This window comes from Microbacterium proteolyticum (genome assembly GCF_014192415.1).
Lineage (GTDB): Bacteria > Actinomycetota > Actinomycetes > Actinomycetales > Microbacteriaceae > Microbacterium > Microbacterium proteolyticum.
Window position 1 is genome coordinate 1,473,966 of sequence record NZ_JACHXY010000001.1, and the last position, 24,984, is coordinate 1,498,949.

Annotated in this window: 24 protein-coding genes; 18 read left to right on the top strand and 6 right to left on the bottom strand. The window is 70.9% G+C overall.

Annotated elements, in window-relative coordinates:
* The first annotated feature begins 41 nt into the window (after positions 1 to 41).
* Positions 42 to 2,027 (top strand): bifunctional copper resistance protein CopD/cytochrome c oxidase assembly protein, encoded by a 1,986-nt coding sequence (locus tag FHS07_RS06760; RefSeq protein WP_343054626.1) that lies wholly within the window; start codon positions 42 to 44, stop codon positions 2,025 to 2,027.
* Positions 2,028 to 2,114: 87 nt separating this feature from the next.
* Here FHS07_RS06760 and FHS07_RS06765 read toward each other — a convergent pair whose 3' ends face one another.
* Together FHS07_RS06765 and FHS07_RS06770 are read right to left on the bottom strand one after the other, a co-directional pair.
* The gene (locus FHS07_RS06765; RefSeq protein WP_183419057.1) at positions 2,115 to 3,194 is read right to left on the bottom strand and encodes a hypothetical protein; all 1,080 of its coding nucleotides are present in this window, start codon (positions 3,192 to 3,194) and stop codon (positions 2,115 to 2,117) included.
* 91 nt (positions 3,195 to 3,285) lie between these two features.
* The gene (locus FHS07_RS06770) at positions 3,286 to 4,119 is read right to left on the bottom strand and encodes an FAD-dependent oxidoreductase (RefSeq protein ID WP_183419058.1); all 834 of its coding nucleotides are present in this window, start codon (positions 4,117 to 4,119) and stop codon (positions 3,286 to 3,288) included.
* Positions 4,120 to 4,170: 51 nt separating this feature from the next.
* Between FHS07_RS06770 and FHS07_RS06775 the strand changes: the two genes are divergently transcribed.
* Entirely contained in the window at positions 4,171 to 4,644 is a 474-nt protein-coding gene (locus FHS07_RS06775) for a MerR family transcriptional regulator (protein WP_183419059.1), read from the top strand.
* A gap of 9 nt (positions 4,645 to 4,653) precedes the next feature.
* The gene (locus FHS07_RS06780; RefSeq protein ID WP_183419060.1) at positions 4,654 to 6,036 is read left to right on the top strand and encodes an AAA family ATPase; all 1,383 of its coding nucleotides are present in this window, start codon (positions 4,654 to 4,656) and stop codon (positions 6,034 to 6,036) included.
* 96 nt (positions 6,037 to 6,132) lie between these two features.
* Here the strand turns inward: FHS07_RS06780 and FHS07_RS06785 are convergent, their stop codons facing one another.
* Positions 6,133 to 6,786, bottom strand: a complete 654-nt coding sequence (locus tag FHS07_RS06785) for a biliverdin-producing heme oxygenase (RefSeq protein WP_183419061.1) — start codon at positions 6,784 to 6,786, stop codon at positions 6,133 to 6,135.
* Positions 6,787 to 6,969: 183 nt separating this feature from the next.
* On the opposite strand from FHS07_RS06785, the gene FHS07_RS06790 reads away from it, so the two are divergent.
* The 4 genes from FHS07_RS06790 to FHS07_RS06805 all read left to right on the top strand — a co-directional run bounded on the left by FHS07_RS06790 (position 6,970) and on the right by FHS07_RS06805 (position 11,913).
* Positions 6,970 to 8,241, top strand: coding sequence for a serine hydrolase domain-containing protein (locus FHS07_RS06790; RefSeq protein ID WP_183419062.1), 1,272 nt, complete (start codon positions 6,970 to 6,972; stop codon positions 8,239 to 8,241).
* Positions 8,238 to 9,146: an EamA family transporter gene (locus FHS07_RS06795; RefSeq protein WP_183419063.1), complete on the top strand. Its 909-nt coding sequence runs from the start codon at positions 8,238 to 8,240 to the stop codon at positions 9,144 to 9,146. Before FHS07_RS06790 ends, FHS07_RS06795 begins: the two co-directional genes overlap by 4 nt.
* A gap of 186 nt (positions 9,147 to 9,332) precedes the next feature.
* The gene (corA, locus tag FHS07_RS06800; RefSeq protein ID WP_183419064.1) at positions 9,333 to 10,331 is read left to right on the top strand and encodes a magnesium/cobalt transporter CorA; all 999 of its coding nucleotides are present in this window, start codon (positions 9,333 to 9,335) and stop codon (positions 10,329 to 10,331) included.
* Between the two features lie 73 nt (positions 10,332 to 10,404).
* Positions 10,405 to 11,913 carry an amino acid permease gene (locus tag FHS07_RS06805; RefSeq protein WP_183419065.1) on the top strand — a complete coding sequence of 503 codons (1,509 nt, stop codon included), beginning with the start codon at positions 10,405 to 10,407 and terminating at the stop codon, positions 11,911 to 11,913.
* 60 nt (positions 11,914 to 11,973) lie between these two features.
* Here the strand turns inward: FHS07_RS06805 and FHS07_RS06810 are convergent, their stop codons facing one another.
* Positions 11,974 to 13,146: a 4-hydroxybenzoate 3-monooxygenase gene (locus FHS07_RS06810; RefSeq protein WP_183419066.1), complete on the bottom strand. Its 1,173-nt coding sequence runs from the start codon at positions 13,144 to 13,146 to the stop codon at positions 11,974 to 11,976.
* Positions 13,147 to 13,361: 215 nt separating this feature from the next.
* Complete coding sequence (locus FHS07_RS06815) at positions 13,362 to 14,114, bottom strand: IclR family transcriptional regulator (protein ID WP_183419067.1); 753 nt, start codon at positions 14,112 to 14,114, stop codon at positions 13,362 to 13,364.
* A 90-nt stretch (positions 14,115 to 14,204) separates the two neighbouring features.
* Here FHS07_RS06815 and pcaH point away from each other — a divergent pair, with 90 nt between their 5' ends.
* The 6 genes from pcaH to FHS07_RS06845 all read left to right on the top strand — a co-directional run bounded on the left by pcaH (position 14,205) and on the right by FHS07_RS06845 (position 19,019).
* Entirely contained in the window at positions 14,205 to 15,014 is an 810-nt protein-coding gene (pcaH, locus tag FHS07_RS06820; protein ID WP_183419068.1) for a protocatechuate 3,4-dioxygenase subunit beta, read from the top strand.
* Entirely contained in the window at positions 15,011 to 15,568 is a 558-nt protein-coding gene (pcaG, locus tag FHS07_RS06825; protein ID WP_343054628.1) for a protocatechuate 3,4-dioxygenase subunit alpha, read from the top strand. The genes pcaH and pcaG overlap by 4 nt, the downstream gene beginning before the upstream one ends.
* Positions 15,558 to 16,961 (top strand): lyase family protein, encoded by a 1,404-nt coding sequence (locus FHS07_RS06830; protein ID WP_183419069.1) that lies wholly within the window; start codon positions 15,558 to 15,560, stop codon positions 16,959 to 16,961. Before pcaG ends, FHS07_RS06830 begins: the two co-directional genes overlap by 11 nt.
* A complete protein-coding gene (locus FHS07_RS06835; protein WP_183419070.1) occupies positions 16,958 to 17,740 on the top strand; it encodes an alpha/beta fold hydrolase in 783 nt (260 codons plus the stop codon). Before FHS07_RS06830 ends, FHS07_RS06835 begins: the two co-directional genes overlap by 4 nt.
* On the top strand, positions 17,740 to 18,126 hold the full coding sequence (gene pcaC / locus FHS07_RS06840; protein ID WP_183419071.1) for a 4-carboxymuconolactone decarboxylase: 387 nt from the start codon (positions 17,740 to 17,742) through the stop codon (positions 18,124 to 18,126). Before FHS07_RS06835 ends, pcaC begins: the two co-directional genes overlap by 1 nt.
* A 125-nt stretch (positions 18,127 to 18,251) precedes the next feature.
* Positions 18,252 to 19,019 (top strand): IclR family transcriptional regulator domain-containing protein, encoded by a 768-nt coding sequence (locus FHS07_RS06845; RefSeq protein ID WP_183419072.1) that lies wholly within the window; start codon positions 18,252 to 18,254, stop codon positions 19,017 to 19,019.
* An 8-nt stretch (positions 19,020 to 19,027) separates the two neighbouring features.
* Here the strand turns inward: FHS07_RS06845 and FHS07_RS16805 are convergent, their stop codons facing one another.
* Positions 19,028 to 19,555, bottom strand: coding sequence for a MarR family winged helix-turn-helix transcriptional regulator (locus FHS07_RS16805; protein ID WP_343054629.1), 528 nt, complete (start codon positions 19,553 to 19,555; stop codon positions 19,028 to 19,030).
* Between the two features lie 60 nt (positions 19,556 to 19,615).
* On the opposite strand from FHS07_RS16805, the gene FHS07_RS06855 reads away from it, so the two are divergent.
* The 5 genes from FHS07_RS06855 (at position 19,616) to FHS07_RS06875 (ending at position 24,979) form a co-directional block, all read left to right on the top strand.
* Positions 19,616 to 20,824 carry an FAD-dependent monooxygenase gene (locus FHS07_RS06855; protein WP_183419073.1) on the top strand — a complete coding sequence of 403 codons (1,209 nt, stop codon included), beginning with the start codon at positions 19,616 to 19,618 and terminating at the stop codon, positions 20,822 to 20,824.
* Positions 20,825 to 20,909: 85 nt separating this feature from the next.
* Positions 20,910 to 21,653, top strand: coding sequence for a 3-oxoacid CoA-transferase subunit A (locus FHS07_RS06860; RefSeq protein ID WP_183419074.1), 744 nt, complete (start codon positions 20,910 to 20,912; stop codon positions 21,651 to 21,653).
* A 76-nt stretch (positions 21,654 to 21,729) separates the two neighbouring features.
* The gene (locus FHS07_RS06865) at positions 21,730 to 22,368 is read left to right on the top strand and encodes a 3-oxoacid CoA-transferase subunit B (RefSeq protein WP_183419075.1); all 639 of its coding nucleotides are present in this window, start codon (positions 21,730 to 21,732) and stop codon (positions 22,366 to 22,368) included.
* 3 nt (positions 22,369 to 22,371) lie between these two features.
* Positions 22,372 to 23,538, top strand: a complete 1,167-nt coding sequence (locus FHS07_RS06870; RefSeq protein WP_183419076.1) for a thiolase family protein — start codon at positions 22,372 to 22,374, stop codon at positions 23,536 to 23,538.
* Positions 23,539 to 23,668: 130 nt separating this feature from the next.
* Entirely contained in the window at positions 23,669 to 24,979 is a 1,311-nt protein-coding gene (locus FHS07_RS06875; protein ID WP_183419077.1) for a C-glycoside deglycosidase beta subunit domain-containing protein, read from the top strand.
* Positions 24,980 to 24,984 lie beyond the last annotated feature (5 nt).

Below are 24,984 nucleotides of genomic sequence, written 5' to 3' on the forward strand. Positions count from 1 at the left end.
GCATCCCCCTTCGTCGTTCGCGCGCGACGTAGGCTGGATGCGTGAATCCCCGACTTCTGCGCGTCGCGGGACCCGTCATCCTGGTCGTGGTCTCGATCGTCGCCGTCGTCGCCGGCCTCGCCTTCGGCGGCGGAGCGGCCCCCGGACGCCTGGCCGATGCCGGTCCGGTGGTGCGCTGGGGTCTGCCGATCGCCACGGTGCTGGTCAACCTCGCCGCGGCCACCATGGTCGGCTCGCTGGTCCTTGCCCTGTTCGCGCTGCCCGCGGGGGAGCGGGCGTTCGAGATCGCCCTCGACACCGCATCGATCGGCGCCGCCGTCTTCACCGTCGCTGCGGCCACGACGGGGTACATGACGTTTCTGAACGTCCTGAACGCCACCCCGACCCTCGACGCCGTGTTCGGCCAGCAGCTCGGACGCTTCCTCGTGGAGAGCCCGCCAGGGCAGGCCTGGTTGATCACCACGATCGCCGGGGCGGTGCTCACGGTGCTCACCTTCGCCGTGCGCTCATGGATCCCCACGCTCATCGTGGCGATCTTGGCCCTCGCCTCCCTCATCCCGATGGGCACACAGGGTCACGCCGGCACCGAGGCCAGCCACGACGCCGCGGTCACCGCGCTCGTGCTGCACATCGTCGCCGCCGCCGCATGGCTCGGCGGCCTCATTCTGCTGGTCGTCGTGAGACCGGCCCTGTCGCGCGGACAGCTGCAGACCACTCTGCTGCGGTACTCCTCGATCGCGCTCGTCGCCTTCATCGTCGTCGCCGTCTCCGGCACGGTGCGCGCCTCGATCAGCCTGCTCGGCTGGCAGAACCTCTGGTCGGCGTACGGCGCGCTCGTGCTCGTCAAGGTCGTCGCCCTCGTCGCCATGGGGGTGCTCGGCGCCTGGTATCGGCGGCGCCTGATCGCGCGCATGGCCGATGAGCCGGGGTCCGCGCGGTTCTGGGGCGTCATCACCCTCGAACTCGTCTTCATGGGTATCGCGAGCGGTGTCGCCGCGGCGCTGGCACGCACTCCCCCGCCCACCGAGGCGGCCCTGATCGGCACCTCGCCCGCCGAGGTGCTCACCGGTGCACCGCTGCCGCCCGAGCTGACCCTCGAGCGCTGGTTCACAGCGTGGAACATCGATCTGCTGTGGGCGTTCTTCGTGGCCTTCGGGCTCTTCTTCTACCTCGCCGGCGTCTGGCGCCTGCTCCGACGGGGCGACTCGTGGCCGATCCACCGCACGGTGCTGTGGTGCCTGGGCATGCTCGGGGTGTTCTGGGTCACGTCGGGTCCGATCAACGTCTACCAGGACTACCTGTTCAGCATGCACATGATCGGGCACATGCTGCTGTCGATGGCCATCCCGCTGATGCTGGTCTCCGGGGCGCCCGTCTCGCTCGCCGCCCGGGCGATCCGAAAGCGCGACGACGGCACACGCGGCGCGCGCGAGTGGATCCTGTGGGCGGTGCACAACCCGGTCGCCACGGTGCTGACGAACCCGTACGTCGCCGCGGGCCTGTTCATCGGCTCGCTCTGGGCGTTCTACTACACCGACCTGTTCCGATGGTCGCTCTACGACCACGTGGGCCACATCTGGATGGTCGCTCACTTCCTCGTCACCGGGTACCTGTTCGTTCTCAGCCTCATCGGCATCGACCCGGTGCCGTTCCGCCTTCCCTATCCGATGCGCCTGCTGGTGCTCATCGCGATCATGGCGATGCACGCCTTCTTCGGCATCGCGATCATGATGAACTCCGGTCTGATGGTGTCGGAGTGGTTCGGCGCGATGGGCCGCACCTGGGGCGCGACACCCCTCGAGGACCAGTACGTCGGCGGTGGCGTGGCCTGGTCGGTGGGCGAGATCCCCACCCTCATCCTCGCCATCACGGTGGCGATCCAGTGGAGCCGCAGCGATGAGCGGCATCAGAAACGCCGCGACCGTCACGTCGACCGGGTAGGCGATCTCGAACTCGACGCCTACAACGAAGAGCTGGCGCGGCTGGCCGACCGTGATGCACGGGTCGCCGCCCGCGGCCGCACCTGAGCGGACCCCGTCCGGGCGGTACGGGGCGTCCGGGCGGCGTGCCGCGGGAGCGGTCCGTGGGTGCACCCGCGGCATCCATCCGTCCCGTCAGTCGGACGATCCGCCGACCAGGATGGATGCCGAACCGTCGGGCTGCACGGTGATCTGACCGTCGACGGTGAAGTCGACGTCGTCTTCGACCGTGCGGACGCTGCCGTCGAAGATCGACCGGATGTCGACCTCGATGCGGGCGACCGCCTTCGCCGACGGGATGCGCCACCCGGCACCGTCGGGCTCGACCGTCACCTCCGGCTGCTGGACGATCGACCACGAGGGGGCGTCGTCGATACGGTTGCGCACGGTGAACCCGAACGGGCAACCCGTGGGCTGCAGGACCTTCTGCTCGGCGCAGGCCGAGAGGAAATCCTCGACCCGCTGCTGCACGACCCGGAGGAACTCCTTCGTCGGCTGCGCCTGCACGTCGACGGGGATGCCGGCCAGCGGCGCGTCGGCGAGCACGGCGACGCCGGGGGTCGATGAGATCGCCGTGTCGACGGCGACGGAGTACAGCCCGGGTGAGAAGACCAGCAGGGGGAGCGTGGCGGTCGGGTCGACGTCGGTGCCCTCGACCGACACCTGCCGTTTGTCGACCTCGAACCCGTTGACGGCGAAACGCATCGACCCCTGGACCGACAGGTCCATCACCGACAACGGGCTGCGGGCGAAGCGCCAGCGGGGCAAGAGGGCGTCGCCGGTGTCGCGCTGCACGTCGAACGTGGTCGTCCCGGCGTAGCCCCCCACGGAGTAGCTCGCGGTGACGCGCGTGCGGTCGCCGTCGACGATCTCGTCGGTGATGACGGCATCCGTCACCGCCTGGAGCGACTCGGGACGCAGAAGTGCCTCCGATGCCGTGGCGGGCAAGCCCGCGGCCTCGAGCTCGACGGAGTCGATGGCGACACCGGGGATGGCGAGGGCTTCGGCGGCTCGACGCTCCTGCAGCAGCTCGAGGTAGTGCAGCACGAAGGCGCGGGGGCTGTAGAACTCGCGATAGAGGGAGGCGGCGCCCGTGCCGAGGGCGGCGACGAGCAGGACGCCGATGACGACCATCGCGGGGATCTCGAACCGACGGCGCGCACGCGCGCCGCGGCCCCCCTCGGGCGTCGCGGGACCCCCACCGGCGTTGCTCACGCACCCAGTCTAAGAAACGCACCTGCGCAGACGCCGCGCGGCGCCCCGCGACGTCACACTCCCGCGGAATGCCGCAGATCGCACGGGGAGGTCACGCGGCGACGAGCGAGTGCACGACGGTGACGGCGGCGAGCTGACCTCCCGCGATCGCCGCCGCCAGCGAGAACATCGGGCCGGCGAGGTGGTCGGGCTGAGCGAGGTCGCCCACCGCGTAGACGCCCTCGACGCTCGTGCGGCCGAACGGATCGGTGCGGACGGCGCCCGATTCCTGGCGTTCGAGGCCGAGCGCGTCGACGATCGCTCCGCGCACCGTCCACGTGGGGGCGACGAACGCGCCGGCCACCTCCCGCGAGGAACCGTCGCCCAGGTGGAGGCGCAGTCCGTCTGCGATGCCCGTGACCGCGCGCACGTCGGCGGGCGTCACGACGAGGACCTCGGATGCCACCGGCTCGAGCATGCGGGCGAGAACGGCGGCGTGCGGCGAGGCGTTGACGATGGCGACGGGTCGGCCCGCGAACTCGTGCCCGTGGCAGAACGGGCAGTTGGCGACGGTGTCGCCCCAGTGCTCCGCGAGTCCCGGGATCGGGGGGAGTTCGTCGGCGACGCCCGTGGCGAGGATGACCGCGTGCGTGCGGAGTCGTCGGCCGTCCACCGTGACCGTCAGACCGTCGTCTTCACGTACGACCCCGGTGACGGCGGCATCCCGGACCTCGACGCTGTCGTAGGCCGCGACCTCGGCGCGCCCGATCCCGCGCAGTTCGGCGGGGTCGCGGCCGTCGTTGGTGAGCAGATTGTGGGCGTGGCGGACGGTGCCGTTGCGGTACGAGCCCGAGTCGACCAACAGGGTGCGCCGGTGCATGCGCCCGAGGGTGAGGGCCGCCTGCAGGCCCGCGGGGCCGCCCCCGATGATGATCGCGTCGTACACGATGGACTCCTTCCGCTTGTGTTCTCGTCCATCGTGTGACTTCATGTCGACATGAAGTCAAGCGGGGAGTCCATCGGCGAGGCGGCGGCGCGGTTCGGGCTCGACACCCACGTGCTGCGCTACTGGGAGGACGAGGGGTTGTTGCGCCCCGACCGCGACGGTGCGGGGCGGCGCCGGTACGGCGACGACGACGCCGTGCGCATCGCGGTGATCCTGCGCAACAAGGCGGCGGGACTGACTCTCGGGCAGATCCGGGTGCTGCTCGACGACGACGCCCCCGACCGGCACCGGGTGCTCGAGGAGCACGTCGCCGAACTCGACCGCCGTGCCGCCGACATCGCGCAGGCGCGCGCGATGACCGAGCACGCCCTGCGATGCCGGTCGCACGACATCACCCAGTGCCCGAGGTTCCGCAGCCACGTCGCCGACGTGCTCTCGGGCGAGGCGCGCTGGCTGCTCCTGCACACCGAGCCGACCGGCGGTCCCGTCGGCACTCCGCCGCCCGCCGGCGACGGTGCGAACTAGCATGGGCCGGTGACCACGCCGCCCCTCTCCGCCGAACAGCAGGCGCTGTTCCGGCTGATCGAGGACACGCGCGAGCACGTCTTCGTCACGGGCCGTGCCGGCACGGGCAAGTCGACGCTGCTGCAGCACCTGGCGTACAACACCAAGAAGCAGATCGCCGTCTGCGCGCCGACGGGGGTGGCCGCCCTCAACGTCGAGGGGCAGACGATCCACTCGCTCTTCCGCCTGCCCATCGGGCTCATCGCGAACGGCGACATCGACCAGAACGACGCCACCCGGAAGCTCCTCAACGCCATCGACACCCTGGTGATCGATGAGATCTCGATGGTCAACGCCGACCTGATGGATGCCATCGACCGCTCGCTCCGTCAGGCTCGGGGGCGGCGCTCCGAGCCGTTCGGTGGCACGCAGATCGTGATGTTCGGCGATCCGTACCAGTTGGCGCCGGTACCGCCGCGTGGGGACGAGGCGCGGTACATCGCCGACCATTACCGCTCGTTCTGGTTCTTCGACGCGAAGGTCTGGTCGGGGGAGGCCGCGAGCGACGGTCTCATCGACATCGGCCGGCACGGGGCCGACCTGCACGTCAACGAGCTCGTCGAGATCCACCGGCAGTCCGACCCCGGCTTCAAGACGCTGCTCAACGCGGTGCGGTACGGACGCGTCACGGCCGAGATGGCCGGCATCCTGAACACCGCCGGAGCGCGCACGCCCCCGCATCCGGCTGACGGCGAGCATCCCATCATCACGCTCGCCACGCGCAACGACCGCGTCAACACCATCAACCGCCGCCACCTCGAGGAACTCATCGGGCGCACGCAGACGGCGGCGGCCGAGATCTCGGGCGATTTCGGCCGCGGGGAGGCGAACTACCCCGCCGAGATGGAGCTGACGCTCAAGGTCGGGGCGCAGGTCATGTTCCTGCGCAACGACGGGGCGCAGTTCGGCGAGGCCCCGCGCTGGGTCAACGGCACGATCGGCACCGTGACCCGTATCGCCGGCGACAGCGTGCGGGTCGAGGTCGACGGCATCCAGCACGACGTGGAGCCGGCCGTGTGGGAGAGGTACCGGTACGCCTACGACCCGGGTACGAAGAATCTCTCGCGCGAGATCGTCGCCGAGTTCACGCAGTTCCCCCTTCGTCTGGCGTGGGCCGTGACGATCCACAAGTCACAGGGCAAGACGTACGACCGGGCAGTGGTCGACCTCGGCTCGGGTGCCTTCGCGCCGGGGCAGACCTACGTCGCCCTCAGCCGTCTCACCTCACTCGACGGCCTGTACCTGACGCGACCGCTGCGCCCCGGCGACATCCGGGTCGACGAAGACGTCCGCCGCTTCATGAAGCAGGCGTGGCTCAGCCGGCAGGACGCGGCGGCGGCGCAGCAGGCGTGACGTGCGCGCGCCACGCGGCTCACCGGGCGGGGTGGGGCGGCGGATCCGTGGGGGAGCGCCCCGAGCGCTCGGCGCGATGACCGGCGGCGCGATCGGTCAGGCGACCTGGTGGGCCTTGGCGCGAGTGAGATCCGCGAACAGTTCGGTGGTGAAGCGGTACGCGACGAGCACCTCGGCGATGACCCGTTCCTTCTCGGCGTCGTCCCAGGGGGCGGAGTCGAGCTGCTCGCGGTAGACGCTCTTGAACGCCTTCGGGTCGGCGATGTCGCCGAACAGCAGGAAGCCGATGCCGTTGGTCTCGAACCCGAAGCGGCGCTGCATCAGCCGACCGATCGACGGCCCGCCCGAGAGGTCGCCGAGGAAGCGGGTGTAGTGGTGCGCGACGAACCCTCCCGGCCACGTCGCAGCAACCCGGCGGATGCGCGACACATAAGCCTGGGTGGTGGGCAACGGCCGGATCTCGCCCTGCCAGTGCGGACCGATCAGAAAGGAGAGGTCGGCTTCGAGGGCGGGCAGGCGCGAGAGCTTGTCGCTGAGGAAGACGGATGCCACCGGGTCGGTGCGCATGCGCGCCGAGGCCTCTTCGAGGGCGGCGTAGAGGAACCAGTGCTGGGCGAGGAGCGCGATGTAGTCGTCGCGGGTTCCGGCGCCGGTGAGCAGGTCGGTCATGAAGCCGTCGCACTCGCGGGGAGAGTGCGCGCTGCTGGAGCGCTCGCGCAGGGCCGCGGAGAACGGGAGGACGACGTTCATGCGGCCATCATACGCAAACGGTTAGGTTTGCCTAACCCCTAGATTCCCGCGCGTCCGCGGCGAGGCGCAGTCGTGATGCAGACGTGACGGGCTGCGCACGCAAGCGGCGGGTTCGCGCAGGCGCCGTGTGTTTGAATGCATCGGGAGCGCGCTTCGCCGCGCTCGGAAACACTGGGGGTTCACATGGGGAGATGGCGTCGTTCCGCTGCCATCGCGGCGGCGGGCGCGGGAGTGCTGGTCGTCCTGTTGAGCGGTTGCACGGGCCCGAGCCCGGTGTCGATCGACGTCCCCGCACAGGTCGACGCCCCCCTCCCCGACGCCACGGTGACCGAGATGCGCGACGCCGTCACCGCGGCCATCACCGCCACCGGTGCCACCGGAGCCGTCGTCGGCGTCTGGGCGCCCTGGAGCGGCAGCTGGGTGTCGGGCGTGGGCACCCAGAGCCCGGGTGGGGCGGAGGCGACCGCCGACCTGCAGTTCCGTGCGGCCGACGTCACCGGCGCCATGACCTGCGACGCCCTTTACCGGCTCGCCGCCGACGGCCGGTTCTCGCTGGACGACGCGGTGACCCAGTGGGTCAGCAACGTGCCCGGCTACGAAGACATCTCGCTGCGGCAGCTCTGCGACGGCACCTCGGGGCTCGCCTCCTACACGTCGAGTCTCGACGGCCTGGTGTTGAGCAACCCCGATCGGGTCTGGAACGCCCGTGAACTGATGGCCTACGGCATCTCGAAGCCGCGCCTGAACGACCCCGGCGTGGCGTTCGCCGCCTCGCCCACGAACTTCCTGCTCGCCGGCCTCGCCGTCGAACGCGTCACCGGCCAGTCGCTCGGCGAGGTCATCGCCGAGCGCGTGACGGCACCTCTCGACCTCCAGGCGACCTCCCTGCCGGCGCCGGCGGCCGCGGCTCCCGGTACGTCGTCGCTCACGGGGCACTGGTCCCAACCCAACGCCGAGGGCGCGTTCGATTGCGCCGCTCCGCTGGAGTTCACGACGATGTCGGCGAGCTACGGCGCCGCCGCCTCGGGGGCCGTCACCGACATCCGCGACCTCGGGCGCTACGCGCAGGCGCTGGCCACCGATGCGCTCCTGCCCGATGGCAGCGACCGTTTCGCCAACCCCGTGCCGGTCGCCTCCGATCAGCCCACGTGGTTCACGGCGGCGGGCGGGGCCTACCAAGCGGGGTCGCTCATCGGACAGTTCGGCTCGACGCCCGGTTACATCGTCGGGGCCTTCGCAGACCCCGCGAACGGGATGTCGGTCGCCGTCGTGCTGAACAACTCGGCGGGCAACGAGAACACGGGAGCCTGGCTCGCGTGGCAGCTCGCGGCGATCGCTTCCAAGGCGCCCGCCGCCCAGGGCCAGACCATGCCCGAGGCGGGGCTGCCCTGGACGGCCGATCAGATGCGCGACAACATCGCCGCCAACGCGATCTGCGCGCCCCCCGCCGGATGACCCCACGCGGCGGACAGGGGTCGGCCGCAGCCCTGGTCCTCGTGGGACTGGCGTGCCAGGAGGTCGGTGCGTCGTTCGCCGTCATGCTCTTCCCGCAGACGGGGCCCCTCGGCATCGTGATGCTGAGGCTGGTGTTCTCAGCGCTGCTGCTGCTCCTGATCGCCCGCCCGAGCCTGCGCGGCCACACGGGGTACGCGTGGCGTTCCGTCGTCGGGTTCGGTGTCGTGCTGGCATCCATGAACGGGCTGTTCTACCTCGCGCTCGCGCGGCTGCCGCTGGGGGTGACCGTGACGATCGAGGTGCTCGGTCCGCTGACGCTGTCCATCATCACGGCGACGGGGATCGCCCGGTGGCTGTGGGCCGGGCTGGCCTTGGCCGGCGTCATCGCCCTCGGCGCGGGCGGCTGGGACCGTCTCGACCTGCTCGGCGTCGTGTTCGCGCTGGGGGCGGCCGTGAGCTGGGCGCTGTACATCCTCGCGTCGGCGCGCGTGGGCCGTGAGTTCCCCCGGCTCGACGGGCTCGCGCTGGCGATGGCGGTGGGCGCCGTCATCGCCCTGCCCCTCGGGATCTGGCAGGCGGGGCCGGCGCTGCTGCGCGTCGACCTGCTCGCGCTGGGTGCGGCGGTCGCGCTGCTGTCGTCGACCATCCCCTACGCGTTGGAGCTCGTCGCGCTCCGGCGCCTGCCCGCCTCGGCGTTCGCGATCCTCATGAGCCTGGGGCCGGCGACGGCGTCGATAGCGGGCTTCCTGCTGCTCGGTCAGCACCTGTCCTGGCTCGAGATCGTGGGCATCGCGCTGGTCATCGCGGCCAGCATCGGCGCGGTACTCGCCGCCACCCGCCGGAGCGCCGCGGCACGGCATCCGGGACCCGACGCCGACGAACCGCTGAGCGAGCCCGTCGTCTGAGCGGATGCCACCGTGCCGCGGTCGGCGCACGGTGGTCGGCTCCGTCACGTGCCACAGCGCGTCGCAGCCGACGGGCAACGCCGTCGGCGCCGACTGGCGTTCCGCGCTCATGAAGCGGGGGCAACGGCCCCGAGAAGTAACCTGCGCGTTGGCCCCGGGCATAGGCGGCGGTAGTACAACGGAGTAATGCCCATCATCGACAGCGCGGTGTACGTCAGCGGTCGCCGCATCGAGAACCCCTCGAGTCTCGACCAGACCTTCGAGTACATGGAGGCCCACGGCGGGATGGCGTGGATCGGCCTGCTGCGCCCGTCGCCCGACGAACTCGAGCGCGTGGCCGCGGAGTTCTCGCTGCATCCGCTCGCCGTCGAGGACGCGCTCACAGGGCATCAGCGGGCGAAGCTCGAACGCTACGGCGGCAACCTCTTCGCGGTGCTGCGTCCGGCGCGCTACATCGATGAGACCGAGACGGTCGAGTTCGGTGAACTGCACGTGTTCATCGGCCCCGACTACGTCGTGACGGTGCGCCACGCCGAGGTTCCCGACCTCGCGCGCGTGCGTCGCCGACTCGAGAAGCAGCCCGACCTGCTGGCCCGCGGACCCGAGGCCGTGCTCTACGCGATCCTCGACGAGGTCGTCGACCAGTACGACCCCGTCGCGCGCGGGCTCCAGAACGACGTCGACGAGATCGAGGACGGACTGTTCAGCTCGGGCGGTGCCGACCTCACGCAGCGGATCTACCAGCTCGCCCGCGAGGTCATCCACTTCCAGCGGGCGACCGAGCCCCTGCGCGACATGCTCGAGTCGCTGCTCCGCGGCGCCGAGAAGTACGGCGTCGACATCGAGCTGCAGCGCTCGCTCCGCGACGTGCTCGACCACGTGCTGCGCCAGTGCGAGAAGCTGACGGCGCTGCGCGCGATCCTCGACAACGCGCTCACCGTCAACGCCACCCTCGTCACGCATCGTCAGACCGAGACCTCTCTCGAGCAGAACGAGCAGGTGAAGAAGATCTCGGGATGGGCGGCCATCCTGTTCGGGCCGTCCCTGGTCGGCGCGATCTACGGCATGAACTTCCAGAACATGCCCGAGCTCGAATGGCAGTTCGGCTATCCGATGGCGATCGCGCTCATGGTGGCCGTGTCGGGCGGACTGTGGCTGACGTTCAAGCGGAAGAAGTGGCTCTGAGCCGTGGCATCCGGATGCCGCCGATCTCGGCGCGCTTGCTGGACAGCCGGTGCGCGAATCGAATGATGGGTACGTGAACGACTCCACTCCGGGCCCGAGCGACGCCGCCGAGCCGACCCACACCTCGACCGTCGATCTCGAGGACAGCGGCTACCACAAGGGCCTGTCGTCGCGTCAGGTGCAGATGATCGCCATCGGCGGTGCGATCGGCACGGGGCTGTTCCTGGGTGCAGGAGGTCGTCTCGCCGAGGCGGGTCCCGCGATCGTCGTCTCGTACGCCGTGTGCGGCGTGTTTGCGTTCTTCATCCTGCGCGCGCTCGGCGAGCTGGTCCTGCATCGCCCGAGCTCGGGATCGTTCGTGTCGTACGCACGCGAGTTCTTCGGCGAGAAGGCGGCCTTCGTCTCGGGCTGGTTCTACTGGATCAACTGGGCGATGACGACGATCGTCGACATCACCGCCGCCGCGGTCTACATGAACTTCTTCGGCAAGTACGTGCCCTGGATCGGCGCGGTGCCCCAGTGGGCGTGGGCGCTCATCGCGCTCATCGTGGTGCTCGCGGTCAACCTGGTGTCGGTCAAGGTGTTCGGCGAGCTGGAGTTCTGGTTCGCGCTCATCAAGGTCGCAGCCCTCGTGGCGTTCCTGCTCGTCGGCATCTACTTCGTCGTGTTCGGAACACCCAACGGCTCGCCCGTCGGGTTCACGCTCATCGCCGACAACGGCGGGTTCCTGCCGAACGGCATCCTCCCCGCCATCCTGCTCATGCAGGGCGTGGTCTTCGCGTACGCGTCGATCGAGCTGATCGGCACCGCCGCCGGCGAGACGAAGAATCCCGAGAAGGTCATGCCGCGGGCCATCAACTCCGTGGTGGTGCGTGTGGCGGTGTTCTACGTCGGCTCGGTGCTGCTGCTCTCTCTTCTGCTGCCCTTCACCGCCTACTCGGCGGGGGAGAGCCCGTTCGTGACGTTCTTCGCCTCGATCGGCGTTCCGGGCGTCGACGTCATCATGAACATGGTCGTGCTGACCGCGGCGCTGTCGTCGCTGAACGCGGGGCTGTACTCGACGGGACGCATCCTCCGATCGATGGCCATCGCGGGGTCCGCGCCGCAGTTCGCTGCTCGTATGAACAAGGCGGGCGTGCCGTACGGCGGCATCGCGATCACGGCGACCGTGGCGCTGCTGGGTGTCGTGCTGAACTTCTTCGTCCCCGCCGAGGCCTTCGAGACGGTGCTGAGCGTGGCGTCGGTCGGCATCATCTCGACGTGGGCGACGATCATCATCTGTCAGATGCGCCTGAAGCAACTCGCCGACCGCGGAGAGCTCGTGCGGCCGTCGTTCCGGCTGTTCGGGGCGCCGTACACGAACTGGATCACGCTGGTGTTCCTCGCCGGCGTCCTCGTGCTCGTGTTCGTCGACTCCCCCGCGACGCTGGTGGCCACCATCATCGCGGTGATCGGCATCGTGATCGGCTGGTACGCCTGCCGCGGGCGCATCGCCGCGCTCGCCGCGGAGCGCGAGGGGTTCACCGGGACGTACCCGGTGGTGCCGAGTCCGTTCCCGAAGGCGTCCGGCACGAAGGAGTGATCCCCGCGGGTCAGGCGTGGAACGGCCAGCCGTAGGACGCCTCGGGGATCGCCCCGCGGGTCAGGCGTCGAGCGGCCAGCCGCAGTACGCCTCGGCGAGGTAGGCGCGGCCGTGCTCCGACTCCACGACGGAGCGCAGCTCACCGAGCTGACGTCGGCGGTCGAAGGCGGTGGCATCCGGGGCCACGTGCAGCATGCTCGTCATCCACCACGAGAAGTGCTGGGCCTTCCAGATGCGGCGGCTCGCCGTGTCGGGGTAGGCGTCGAGCAGGCGCTCATCGCCCTCGAGCAGGAACGCCCGCAGGGCGGCCGCGAGCAGGCGCACGTCGGCGATCGCGAGGTTCATGCCTTTCGCTCCGGTCGGCGGCACCGTGTGCGCGGCGTCGCCCACGAGCGCGACCCGGCCCCGGCGCAGTTCGTTGGCGACGAAGCTGCGGAAGCGCAGCACGTCGCGTTGGAAGATGGGGCCCTGCCGCAGCGTCGTGCCGGGCACGCGCTTCTGCAGTTCGTCCCAGAGCTGCTCCTCGCTGAAGGCGGCGGTGTCGGTGTCGGGATCGCACTGGAAGTACATCCGCTGCACGGTCGCCGACCGCTGGCTGACGAGGGCGAACCCGTCGGGGGAATTGCTGTAGATCAGCTCCTCGCTGCTGGGCGGAGCCTCGCACAGGATGCCGAACCAGGCGAAGGGGTACTCGCGGAAGGAGCCGTTGCGCGCGCCCGCCACAGCCGCCCGCGCGACGCTGCGGGATCCGTCGGAACCGACGACGAAATCCGCCTCGATCTCGACGGGGACCCCGTCGGCGTCGCGCGCGAGCACCCGGGGGCGATCGCCGTCGTCGACGCCGTCGGCGGTGACGCCGAAACGCAGGTCCTGCCCGGCGGCGAGGCGCGCGGCGATCAGGTCCTTCAGCACCTCGTGCTGCGGGTACAGCCAGACGGCGCGACCGACGGAGTCGGCGAAGTCGATGCGGTGGCCCTCGCCCTCGAAGCGCAGTTCGATGCCGTCGTGACGGTGCCCGACGGTGCGGGCGCGCGAGGCGGGGCCGATCGTGTCGAGCAGTTCGACCGTGCCCTGCTCCAGGATGCCGGCGCGGATCGTGCTCTCGATCTCGTCGCGCGTGCGCTGGTCGATGACGACGGATTCGATGCCGGACTGCGCCAGCAGGTGCGAGAGCATCAGCCCCGCGGGGCCGGCGCCGATGATGGCGACACGGGTGCGAACGGTGGTGGTCATGGCGTCTCCCTCGACGGCGGCTGTGGTCGATGGTGCCTTCCCGCCCGCGGCGCCAGGCGCCGACTCTCATTGATCGGGATGCCGTGGGCGTGCCGTCCCGGGGTGCGCATTGCCGTCGAGTGTCCAGGAAACGCCGCTTCGGTGCGAGATGTTGCGGCGTTTCCTGGACGCTCAACGGCGGGAGAGGGCGCTTGGCGCGGGGGAGGGAGCGCGGGTCACCGTCGATAGCCCAGCGCCCGCTCGGTGTCGCGGGCTGCACGGTGCAGTTCGACGAGCGCGAACTGCGTCTCCGCATCGCGAGGCAGCACGACCGACAGCGCCGCGATGACCGCGCCCGTCTCGTCGCGAACGGGCGCCGCGACACCCGTGGAGACCTCGTCGACGGTGCCGGGGGCGACCACCCGGCCGAGGGTGCGGATCTCGGCGAGGGCGCGCCGGAGCGCGGCGGGGTCGACGATGGTCTCGGGGGTCACGGCGGCGAGAGGGCGCGCGAGCACCCGCTCCTGCAGATCGTGCGGAGCGAAGGCGAGCAGCACCAGCCCCGATGACGAGGCGTGCACGGGCAGGCGGCCGGCGACCCGCGTGATGTTCGCTCCGGAGTCGGGCGCGCTGAGCCGCTCGAGGAAGAGCGCCTCGTCGTGCTCGAGGATGGCGAGCTGGGTGTGCTCGCGCACGCGCTGCTGCACGCGCTCCATGTACGGCAGCGCGGCCTGACGCAGCCGTAGGGCGTGGGAGGAGCGCGTGGCCAGTTCCCAGAGCCGCATCCCCACGCGCACGCGTCGTTCGTCGTCGCGCTCGAGCAGTCCGGCATCCACCAGTTCGCCCACGATCCGGTGCGCGGACGAGCTCGGCAGGCCCGCTCGGCGGCCGATGTCGGCCGTCGTCTGGGCGGTGCGCGTGGGGGTGAAGGTCTCGAGGATGCGCACCAGCCGGTCGGTGACCGAGTCGCCGGAGGGGGAGTTCGCCATGGGCTCAGGATGCCATGACTCCCATTGGGCGGGAACGGTTTGCCGCACGGGCGGGCGGTGTCGGACGATGGGAACGTCGAAGGAGACCCCATGTCGAACCCCGCTGCCGCACCCGAGACGCTGCTCGCCGCCCCCGATCAGGCGACGCAGAGCCAGATCGTCGACGAGATCCGCGCCCGTCACGCCGAGCTCGATGCCCGAGAGGCCGCCGGCGACGACGTCGCCGCCACCGCTCACGACTTCCCCGCGTACCGCTCGAGCGTGTTGCGCCATCCCACCAAGAACCCCCGACTCGTCGACCCCGAGACGATCGAGCTCGTCTCGCCCGCGTTCGGACAGCGTGACGTCGCCGCGATCGAGGCCGACCTCACGCTGCAGCACGCCGGCGAACCGCTGGGGGAGCGCATGAGCGTGCAGGGGCGCCTGCTCGACTCGTGGGGTCGACCGGTGGCCAACCAGCTCATCGAGATCTGGCAGGCCAACGCCGCCGGGCGCTACATCCACCAGCGCGACCAGCATCCCGCCCCGCTCGATCCGAACTTCACCGGCGCCGGGCGCGCGGTCACGAACGAGAACGGCGAGTACCGCTTCACCACGATCAAGCCCGGGCCCTACCCCTGGAAGAACCACCGCAACGCGTGGCGTCCGGCACACATCCACTTCTCGGTGTTCGGGTCGTCGTTCACGCAGCGGCTCGTCACGCAGATGTACTTCCCGGGCGACCCGCTGTTCGCGCTCGACCCGATCTACAACACCATCCACCGGCAGAAGGACCGCGACGCCCTCGTCGGCGTCTACGACCACGACCTCACCTCGCCCGAGTGGGCGACGGGTTACCGCTTCGACATCGTCGTCGACGGACCGGGTGCCACCTACTTCGAGCAGGAGGGCGACGAGTGATCCCCGCAAAGACCCACCGCGCGACCCCCGGCCAGACGGTCGGACCGTTCTTCGCCTACGGGCTGGAGTACCCGAAGCAGCACGAGGTCGCGTTCCCGCACTCGCCCGGGGCGATCGTGCTCGGCGGCACGGTCTACGACGGTGCGGGAGCGCCGGTCCCCGACGCCCTCGTCGAGATCTGGGGAGCGGATGCCGACGGCTCGGTGCCCCGGGCGCGCGGCGCGTTCCGCCGCGACGACCACACGTTCACCGGCTTCGGTCGCGCCTTCACCGACGACGAGGGGCATTTCGAGTTCTGGACGCGCGAGCCCGGTGGCATCCGCGGTCGCGCGGGCTTCTACGCCGCGATCGTGTTCGCCCGGGGCCTGCCCGACAAGCTGCACACGCGTATCTACGTGCCGGGGGATGACGCGGCGCTCGCCGCCGACCCGCTGCTGTCGACGCTGACGTCCCCGGAGCGCGCTACTCTCGTCGCGACGCGCGCGGCCGACGGCTACCTGCGGCACGATATCCGGCTGCAGGGCGCGGGAGAGACGGTGTTCCTTGCGTTCTGAACCCTTCGAGCGCGGACTGCTCACCCCTGTCGCGGTCGGCCACGATGCGCTGGTGTCCGACGCCGCGGTGCTCGACGCCCTCGTGCGGGCGGAGTGCGCGCTGGTCGCGGCCTACGTCGAGCGGGGTATCGCACCGCGAGAGGCGGGCATCGCGGTAGACCACGCGTTCGGCCTCGACGAGAAGGGCGGTTCGCCGTCGGCGACGCTCGACGTCGACGCCCTCGTCGCGGCAGCGGTCGCCGGCGGGAACCCCGTCATCCCGCTCGTGGGGATGATGACGCAGCAGGTGCCCGCCGCGCACCGTGCGTGGATCCACCGCGGGGCGACGAGCCAGGACATCCTCGACACCGCCCTCATGACGGTCGCGCAGCGCGCGGTCGAGCACGTGCGCGGTTCCGTGGGACACACGGCCCAGTGGCTGCGGCAGCTCGCCCTGCGCCACGCCGACGACGTCGCGGCCGCTCGCACGCTCACCCAGCACGCGGTGCCCACGACGGTGGGTGCACGGGCGGCGACGTGGGCGCAGGGCATCGAGCGCGCGGCATCCCGTCTCGATGCGCTGTTCTTCCCGGCGCAGCTCGGCGGCGCCGGCGGCACGCTCGCCTCGTTCGTCGAGATCACCGGATCCGTGGATGCCGCGGCGGCCCTACCCGCGGCCTTCGCCCGCGCGACGTCGCTCGACGTGCCCGAGGCGCCGTGGCACGTCACCCGCTGGCCGGTGACCGAGCTCGGTGACGCGCTCGTGCAGGCGCTCGACGCGCTGGGCAAGTTCGCGGCCGACGTGGCGACGCTGAGCCGCACCGAGATCGGCGAGGTGTCGGAGGGCACGGGCGGCGGGTCGTCGGCCATGCCGCAGAAGCAGAACCCCGCCGAGGCGGTGCTCATCCGTTCCGCAGCTCTGCGCGCGCCGCAGCTGGGGGCGACGCTGCACCTCGCGGCATCCCTCGCCGTCGACGAACGCCCCGACGGCGCCTGGCACGCCGAGTGGCCGACGCTGCGCGAACTCCTGCGGCTGGCGCTCGGCGCGTCGTGGCACGCCTCTTCTCTCGCGGCGCACCTGCGGGTGGACGCCGCGGCCGCCGCGCGCAACGCCGGGCTGACCAGGGGGCGCCTCGTGAGCGAGCGCCTGCGCGGCGCCCTCGTGCCGCTGATCGGCGCCGAGCGCTTCGCCGAACTGCTCGTCGGTGACGCCGACCTCGCCGGCGTGCTGCGGGCGCTGCCCGAGGATCTCGATGTCGACGCGCTGCTCGACCCCTCCGGCTACGTGGGGCTCGCGCCGCGGTTTGCGCGCGGGACGAATGCCGTGGAGATCGGGACCGCCGCCGCAGAACGCGCAGACGGTCGCCGAGACCGCACGGCTTCGGACGCGAACAGACACGGGGTGGACGAATGAGCGCGGTTCCGCTGATCTCGCTGACGGCGCCGGTCGGACCGGAGGGCGCGCCCCTCGTCGTGCTCGGACCATCGCTCGGCACCTCGACGATCCTCTGGGACGACGTCGTGCCGCTGCTCGCCGACGACTACCGCGTCGCCGCCTGGGACCTCCCGGGTCACGGCGCGGGTCCCGTCGCGCGCGAGGCGTTCTCGGTGGCCGACCTCGCGGATGCCGTGGCGGCGGCCGTGCCCGACGAGACCTTTTTCTACGCCGGGGTCTCGCTCGGCGGGGCGACGGGGCTGGAGCTCTCGCTGCGCCACGGTGAGCGGCTGCGGGCCGCGGCGATCGTGGCATCCGGAGCCCGACTCGGCGACCCCGACGCATGGGTCGAGCGTGCGGCTCAGGCGCGGGCGCAGAGCACGTCGAGCCTCATCATCGCGTCGGCTCAACGCTGGTTCGCCCCCGACTCGATCGCGCGACGCCCCGACCTGACCGGACGACTCCTGCACGCGCTGCAGGATGCCGACGACGACAGCTACGCCCGCTGCTGCGAGGCGCTCGCCGCGTACGACGTGCGCCCGGCGCTGAGCCGGATCACCGTGCCGGTGCTCGCGGCGTGGGGCGCCTTCGACGCCGTCGCGCCCGAGGTCAAGGCCGTCGAGATCGCCGAGGGAGTGCGCGACGGCCGCACCGTGCGCATCGACGACGCCGGCCACCTGCCGCCCGCCGAACAACCCGAGGCCGTGGCGGCGCTGCTGCGGTCGTTCTTCGCCTCCGCTTCTCGAAAGGACGCCTGATGCCCACCGATCAGGAACGCGTCGACCAGGGCATGGCCGTGCGCCGCGCCGTGCTGTCGGACGCCCACGTCGACCGTGCTCTCGCGTCGACCACCGAGCTCACCGCCGACTGGCAGGACTTCATCACGCGCGTCGCCTGGGGCGACATCTGGTCCCGCCCGGGCCTGGACCGCCGCTCCCGGTCGATCGCGGTGCTCAGTTCGCTCATCGCGCACGGGCATCAGGAAGAGCTTGCGATGCACCTGCGGGCGGCGCTGCGCAACGGCCTGACGACCGACGAGATCCGCGAGGTCATCCTGCAGTCGGCGATCTACTCCGGGGTGCCGGCGGCCAATACGGCGTTCCGGATCGCATCCGAGGTGTTCGCGCAGGACGCTCCCGCGTAGGACGGACAGTCCGGCAGCGTGCAGGACGCTCCGGTGCAGGACGGGCGGTCCGGCGGCGAGCGGGGCAGTGGCTCGCAGGGCGGAGACGTGCAGGGCGGCGGGTGACCGGCGGATAGGGTGAGCCGATGAGCGAGAGCACGGGACCGGAGTTCGTCCAGTCCCTCGCGCGCGGTCTCGCGGTGATCCGGGCGTTCGACGCCGACCATGCGACGCTGACCCTCAGCGACGTGTCGCGCCGGGCCGACCTGCCGCGGGCGGCGGCGCGACGGTTCCTGCAGACCCTCCAGACGCTCGGTTACGTGCGCAGCGACGGGCGCGACTTCGCCCTCACCCCACGGGTGCTCGAGCTGGGCTTCAGCTACCTGTCGGCGCTGTCGTTGCCGGCCGTTGCGCAGCCGCACCTCGAGCGTCTGTCGAGGCAGATCGACGAAAGCGTCTCGGCGGCGGTGCGAGACGGCCACGACATCGTCTACGTCGCCCGCGTCCCCACGCGACGCATCATGAGCGTGGGCATCACGATCGGCACGCGCTTCCCTGCGTACGCCACGAGCATGGGGCGCGTGCTGCTGGCCGCCGAACCCGAGGAACGCATCGCAGAGCTCATCGGAGCCGCCCGGCCCGAGCCGCTGACCCCGCGCACCCGGACCGACGTCGACGTGCTGGAAGCCGAGCTCGCGCGCGTACGCGAACAGGGATGGGCCCTCGTCGACGAGGAGCTGGAGCGGGGGCTGCGCTCGCTCGCGGTGCCCGTCCACGGGCGCGACGGGAGCGTCGTGGCCGCCGTCAACGTGTCGGCGAGCGCGCGTGGCGACGTCGACGAGTGGCGCGACAGGTGCCTCCCGCCGCTGATCGCTGCGGCGGCGGCGATCGATGCGGAGCTCCGCCTGCTCTGAGCGCGACGTCAGCGCGGGGGTGGGCTCGCGGCGCCGAGCGCGTCGTCGTACACGTCGATCAGCCGGTCGAGGAAACGCTGCACGGTGGCGCGCTCCGCGGCATCCATGTCGTCCACGACCCGCTCGATGCCGTCGATCAATGGCGTGACGAGGTCGCGCGCGCGGTCCCTGGAGTGATCCACGGCCGAGACCACGAGCTTGCGCCCATCGTGAGGATGGCGTTCGCGGTGGATGTGCCCGGCGTTCTCGAGGCGGTGAAGCACCAGCGTCATCGCCGCGGTCGAGATGCCCAGGCGCCGGGCCAGTTCGGTGGGGGTGGCGTCGCCGGAGGAGATGAGGTGGTCCATCGCCTCGAGCCCGGGGCCGTCGACGGCGAGCGTGGCGGCGACGTGCCGCTCGAACTGCTGCTGGCGCAGGGTGACGCGTTGCACGCGCGCCCGGATGTCGTCGTCGCCCATCGGGACCTCGCTGCGGCGCGCGCGTTCGCGTTCGCGGCGGTCGTCGTGCGCGTCGGGGGAGTCGTCGAGCGGGGGCACATCGCCATGATAGTCGTGTAGATTGCCAATCTCATTGATTATCAACGAAGCGGGGAAAAGATGGCGAACTCCCATCGACGAGTACTGATCTGCGGAGCGAGCATCGCGGGCCCGGCGCTGGCGTACTGGTTGAACCGGTACGGCTACGAAACGGTGATCGTCGAGCGCGCCCCCGGCCTTCGCTCCGGCGGACAGAACGTCGACGTGCGCGGTGCCGGTCGCGAGGTGCTGCGGCGGATGGGTCTCGAGCCGGCGGTGCGCGCGGCGACCACGGGGGAGGTCGGCACGCGGTTCGTCGGACGCGACGGGCGGACCGTGGCGGAGTTCCCCGCGGGTCGCGGCGACTCCGACGGCGCCACCGCCGAGCTCGAGATCCTGCGGGGAGACCTCGCTGAACTTCTCGTCGGGCGCACCGCGGAGCGCACCGAGTACCGCTTCGGCGACCGGGTCACCGGGGTGGAACAGGATGCCGAGGGTGTCATCGTGCACTTCGAGCGGGCGCCCGAGGAGCGGTTCGCGCTCGTCGTCGCCGCCGACGGGATCGGTTCGCGAACGCGCGGGCTGGTCTTCGGCGACGAGCCTCAGATCCGCTCGCTGGGGCTCGAGACGACGTACGGGACGATCCCTCGCACCGCCGCGGACGATGATTGGTGGCGTTGGTACTCCGCGCCGGGCGGTCGCTCGATCACCCTGCGCCCCGATCCGCACGGCACGATCCGCGCGACGATGTCGGTGGTCACCGGTCGTGGGCGCCCGCGGCCGGAGCGCGGTGATCTCGACGCCCAGCGCCGCCGTTTGCGCGAGACGTTCGCCGACGCCGGCTGGGAGGTGGCGCGAGTGCTCGACGGCTTCGACCGCGCGGAGGAGCTGTACACCGACGCGATCGGTCAGGTGCGAGCGCCCCGCTGGTCGAACGGCCGGGTGGCACTGGTCGGAGACGCCGCGTACTGCGCCTCGCCGGTCAGCGGCATGGGGACGAGCCTCGCCCTCGCCGGGGGTTACGTTCTGGCGGGTGAGCTCGCCGCGCACGTCGATCACCGCGACGCCTTCCGCGGATACGAGCGCTTGATGCGGCCCTACGTCGCCCAGGCGCAGAATCTCCCCCCGGGCACTCCGCGGCTGGCGAACCCGGCCTCGCGTCTCGGCGTCGGGGTGTTCCGCGGGGTGCTGCGGGTGGCGTCGACCCCCGTCGTGGCGCGTCTTGCGACTGGTCTGTTCACTCCTCCCGCGGATGCCATCGAGCTGCCGGACTACGCGCATCTGGGATGACCTCGGGTCTTGCCCTGACCCGTGGTCGGAGATAAAGTGTGCGTCAAGCGAACGATCGTTCGCAGAGCGAACATAGGAAGTCTCCATGATCGACAAGACCGTTCCCGACGTCGCGGCGGCCGTCGCCGGCATCCGCGACGGTGCCACCGTGATGATCGGCGGCTTCGGACGCGCCGGTCAGCCCGTCGAACTCATCGACGCGCTCATCGCCCAGGGTGCCCGCGACCTCACCGTCGTCAACAACAACGCCGGCAACGGCGACACGGGGCTCGCCGCCCTGCTCGCCGCCGGACAGGTGCGCAAGATGATCTGCTCGTTCCCGCGCCAGAGCGACTCGTGGGTGTTCGACGGGCTGTATCGCGACGGCAAGGTGGAACTCGAGCTCGTGCCACAGGGCAATCTCGCCGAGCGCATCCGTGCCGCCGGTGCCGGCATCGGCGGGTTCTTCACTCCCACCGGCGTCGGGACGCACCTCGCCGAGGGCAAAGAGACGCGGCGCATCGACGGGCGCGACTACGTGCTCGAGTATCCGATCCGTGCCGACGTCTCCCTGATCAGCGCCCGGGCGGCCGACCGCTGGGGCAACCTCGTGTACCGCGAGACGGCACGCAACTTCGGGCCCATCATGGCCGCTGCCGCGGAGACCACCGTGGTGCAGGTCGACGAGATCGTGCCGCTCGGCTGGCTCGACCCCGAGGTCGTCGTCACCCCCGGCCTCTACGTCGACCGCGTCGTGGCAGTCGGGGAGCGCCCGTGGTTGCGCGACGGCGAGTTCATCGGCGGGGTCGACATCGAGGGTCGGCCGCTCGCGGACGAGGACGCGTCATGAGCGCGCCCTCCCAGCCGGCCCGCGCCATCGGCTCGGCGCCCGACACCGAAGCATGCATTGACGAAGGGGCACCGCAGTGACCACCCGCATCTCCCGCGCCGAGCTCGCCGCCCGCGTGGCATCCGACATCCCCGAGGGTGCCGTGGTGAACCTCGGCATCGGGGCGCCTACCCTCGTCGCCGACTACCTGCCCGAGGGGCTCGAGATCGTGCTGCACACCGAGAACGGCATGCTCGGCATGGGCCCCGCGCCCGAGCGCGGGCGCGTCGACCCCGACCTCATCAACGCCGGCAAGCAGCCGGTCACCGCTCTCGCGGGGGCGGCCTACTTCCACCACGCCGACTCGTTCGCGATGATGCGGGGCGGGCACCTCGACGTGTGCGTGTTGGGGGCCTTCCAGGTGTCGGCGGGCGGCGACCTGGCCAACTGGTCGACGGGCGAGCCCGGCGCGATCCCCGCGGTCGGGGGCGCCATGGACCTCGCCATCGGTGCGAAGGACGTCTACGTCATGACCGACCTGCTCACGAAGGGCGGCGAACCCAAGCTCGTCGCCGCCTGCACGTACCCGCTGACCGGCGTCGGCTGCGTCTCGCGCGTCTACACCGACCACGGCGTCTTCGACGTCACGCCCGACGGCTTCCGTGTGCGGGAGCTCTTCGGCGACAACACGCACGGCGAGATCGAGTCCCTGCTCGGTCTCCGACTGGAGGTCTGACCCATGCCCGCTTCCTTCGTCTACGACGCCGTCCGCACCCCGTTCGCCCGGCACGGCAGAGCATTCGCCGACGTGCGCCCCGACGATCTCGCCGCGACCGTGATGGCATCCGTCGTCGAGCGCACCGGCATCGACCCCGCTCGCATCGAGGACATCGTCTTCGGCGACGCCAATCAGGCCGGAGAAGACAACCGCAACGTCGCACGCTTCGGCGCGCTGCTCGCGGGCTTCCCCTCGTCGGTGCCCGGAACGACGATCAACCGGCTGTGCGGCTCGTCTCTGGATGCCGTCATCCAGGGCTCGCGCGCGATCGAGGCCGGAGACGCCGACCTGATCCTCGCCGGCGGCGTCGAATCGATGACCCGCGCGCCCTTCGTGGTGGAGAAGAGCCCCCGTCCTTTCCCCGCCGCGAATCAGACGATGTGGAACACCTCCATCGGCTGGCGCATGACCAACCCGCGGCTGCGGAAGGACTGGACGATCTCGAACGGCGAGAGCGCCGAGAGGCTCGCCCAGATCTACGCCATCTCGCGCGAGGAGCAGGACGCCTTCGCCGCCCGCAGCCACCGCCTCGCCGCCGCCGCGTGGGCCGCGGGACGGTTCGACGATGAGATCGTGCAGGTCGAGGCTCACGCGCTCGCGCGTGACGAGGGCATTCGCGACGACTCCACCGCCGAGGTGCTCGCGGGCCTGCGCCCGGCGTTCCAGAAGGACGGCACGGTCACGGCGGGCAACTCCTCGCCCATCAACGACGGGGCCTCGGCGGTCCTGCTGGGTTCCGAGGGGTCGCTGGATGCCGAGCCCCTCGCCCGTATCGCCGGTCGCGCCGCGTTCGGCAACGACCCCGACGTCTTCGGCGTCGCCCCCGTCGAGGCAGCCAACCGCGCGCTGGCCCGCGCCGGCCGATCGTGGCGCGACGTCACCTTCGTCGAGCTGAACGAGGCCTTCGCCTCGCAGACCCTCGCCTGCGCGAAGCTGTGGACCGAGCTCGACCCGGAGCTGCTCAACGAGAACGGCGGCGCGATCGCGATCGGCCACCCGCTGGGCGCCTCGGGCGGACGCATCATCGCCCGCGCCGCGCACGAGCTGAAGCGCCGCGGCGGCGGCGTCGCCGTGACGGCCATCTGCATCGGCGTGGGCCAGGGCCTCGCGGTGGTGCTGGAACGCTGACGCCGGTCCCCGGCATCCGTGCGACGAGAACGGGGCGAACGCTGACTGATGCCGAACATCACAAGCTCTTATGTCTGAATGAGGCAGAAGCGGGGTAGCGTCGAAGCGACACCAGAGAGAGTGAGCGACGATGCTTCTCGAGAGAGACCTCATCCAGTCCGTCGGCTTCCGCAACGTCCGCGAGGGCGGCGCGGATGGCTCCGTCACCGGATTCCAGTTCCGCGTGCGGATGCCGTCGTACCGCGGGATGGCCGCCTCGCTCATCGACGGGATCGGTGTGCGCATCCCGGGGCTCGTCGACGTCGAACCCGACGTACCGCTGTGGACCCTCCAGGGGCGGCAGTACACCCTCGCAGAGCTGTGGGACGGCGACGGCGTGCGCTGGCCGCTCGAGGACGCGGCGATCATCACCGTGCCGCTGTCCGGCGGCCTGCCCGACGGCACGCACGAACTGTCGATCGACCTGCGCCTGCGCATGTCGTACATCCCCGAGGAGCACCAGCCGAGCCGCTACCGCGTCACCAAAAACGTCACGCTCGCGCCCGTGGCATCCGGTGCTCCCTTCCGCTACGGCGTCTCGCTGTACAGCTACATGGGCGACTACGGCACCGTGATGGACCTCGAGACCGCGCTCGCCTCGATCGCCGACCTCGGGGCGACGGGCGTGGAGATCCTCGGCGAGGGACACGTGCCGAACTACCCGAACCCCTCGCAGGAGTGGGTCGACGACTGGTTCGCGCTCCTCGAGAAGTACGGCCTCGAGCCCACCAACTTCGGCTCGTGGATCGACACGCGCCTGCACTCCAGCGGCCCGAACGGCCGTGACATGACGGTGGAAGAGGGGACGGCCGCCCTGCAGCGCGATCTGCGCCTCGCCCGGCGTCTGGGCTTCCGCTTCGTGCGGCCGAAGATCGGCGTGGTCTCGAGCGACCTCATTCCGCACCCGATCTGGACCGAGGTCGTCGAAGCCTCGCTGCCGCTGGCGGAGGAGCTCGACGTGATCATCTGCCCCGAGATCCACTCGCCCACCCCCATCAAGCACGAGGTCGTCGACGACTACATCGCCCTCATCCGCCGCACCGGCACGAAGCACTTCGGCCTCCTGCTCGACACGGGCATCTTCCAGGACCGCCCGATCCCGCTGAAGCCCGGTGAGCTGCCAGGGCACCGTCCGGCCTTCCTCGACGGCATCCACGTCGACCCCGCCGACGTGTTCGACGTGATCGAGAACGTCGTCTTCATCCAGGCGAAGTTCCACGACATCGACGCGCAGCTCGACGACCAGCAGATCCCCTGGGAGCCCGTGCTGAAGGCGTTGAAGGACGCGGGGTACACCGGATACCTCTCCAGCGAGTACGAGGGCGAACGCGAACCCTGGCGCAGCATCGAACAGGTCCGCCGCCAGCACTCGCTGATGCGCCAGATCGCCGATCGAATCTGAGCCGG

Bases quoted from the DNA above. Each gene is read 5' to 3' on its own strand.
- pcaH (WP_183419068.1), top strand. From the start codon at position 14,205: ATGTCGAACCCCGCTGCCGCACCCGAGACGCTGCTCGCCGCCCCCGAT.
- FHS07_RS06815 (WP_183419067.1), bottom strand. From the start codon at position 14,114: ATGGCGAACTCCCCCTCCGGCGACTCGGTCACCGACCGGCTGGTGCGC.
- FHS07_RS06790 (WP_183419062.1), top strand. From the start codon at position 6,970: ATGGGGAGATGGCGTCGTTCCGCTGCCATCGCGGCGGCGGGCGCGGGA.
- FHS07_RS06845 (WP_183419072.1), top strand. From the start codon at position 18,252: ATGAGCGAGAGCACGGGACCGGAGTTCGTCCAGTCCCTCGCGCGCGGT.
- FHS07_RS06785 (WP_183419061.1), bottom strand. From the start codon at position 6,786: ATGAACGTCGTCCTCCCGTTCTCCGCGGCCCTGCGCGAGCGCTCCAGC.
- FHS07_RS06835 (WP_183419070.1), top strand. From the start codon at position 16,958: ATGAGCGCGGTTCCGCTGATCTCGCTGACGGCGCCGGTCGGACCGGAG.
- FHS07_RS06775 (WP_183419059.1), top strand. From the start codon at position 4,171: ATGAAGTCAAGCGGGGAGTCCATCGGCGAGGCGGCGGCGCGGTTCGGG.
- pcaC (WP_183419071.1), top strand. From the start codon at position 17,740: ATGCCCACCGATCAGGAACGCGTCGACCAGGGCATGGCCGTGCGCCGC.
- FHS07_RS06795 (WP_183419063.1), top strand. From the start codon at position 8,238: ATGACCCCACGCGGCGGACAGGGGTCGGCCGCAGCCCTGGTCCTCGTG.
- FHS07_RS06875 (WP_183419077.1), top strand. From the start codon at position 23,669: ATGCTTCTCGAGAGAGACCTCATCCAGTCCGTCGGCTTCCGCAACGTC.
- FHS07_RS06810 (WP_183419066.1), bottom strand. From the start codon at position 13,146: ATGACCACCACCGTTCGCACCCGTGTCGCCATCATCGGCGCCGGCCCC.
- FHS07_RS06870 (WP_183419076.1), top strand. From the start codon at position 22,372: ATGCCCGCTTCCTTCGTCTACGACGCCGTCCGCACCCCGTTCGCCCGG.
- FHS07_RS06855 (WP_183419073.1), top strand. From the start codon at position 19,616: ATGGCGAACTCCCATCGACGAGTACTGATCTGCGGAGCGAGCATCGCG.
- corA (WP_183419064.1), top strand. From the start codon at position 9,333: ATGCCCATCATCGACAGCGCGGTGTACGTCAGCGGTCGCCGCATCGAG.
- FHS07_RS06860 (WP_183419074.1), top strand. From the start codon at position 20,910: ATGATCGACAAGACCGTTCCCGACGTCGCGGCGGCCGTCGCCGGCATC.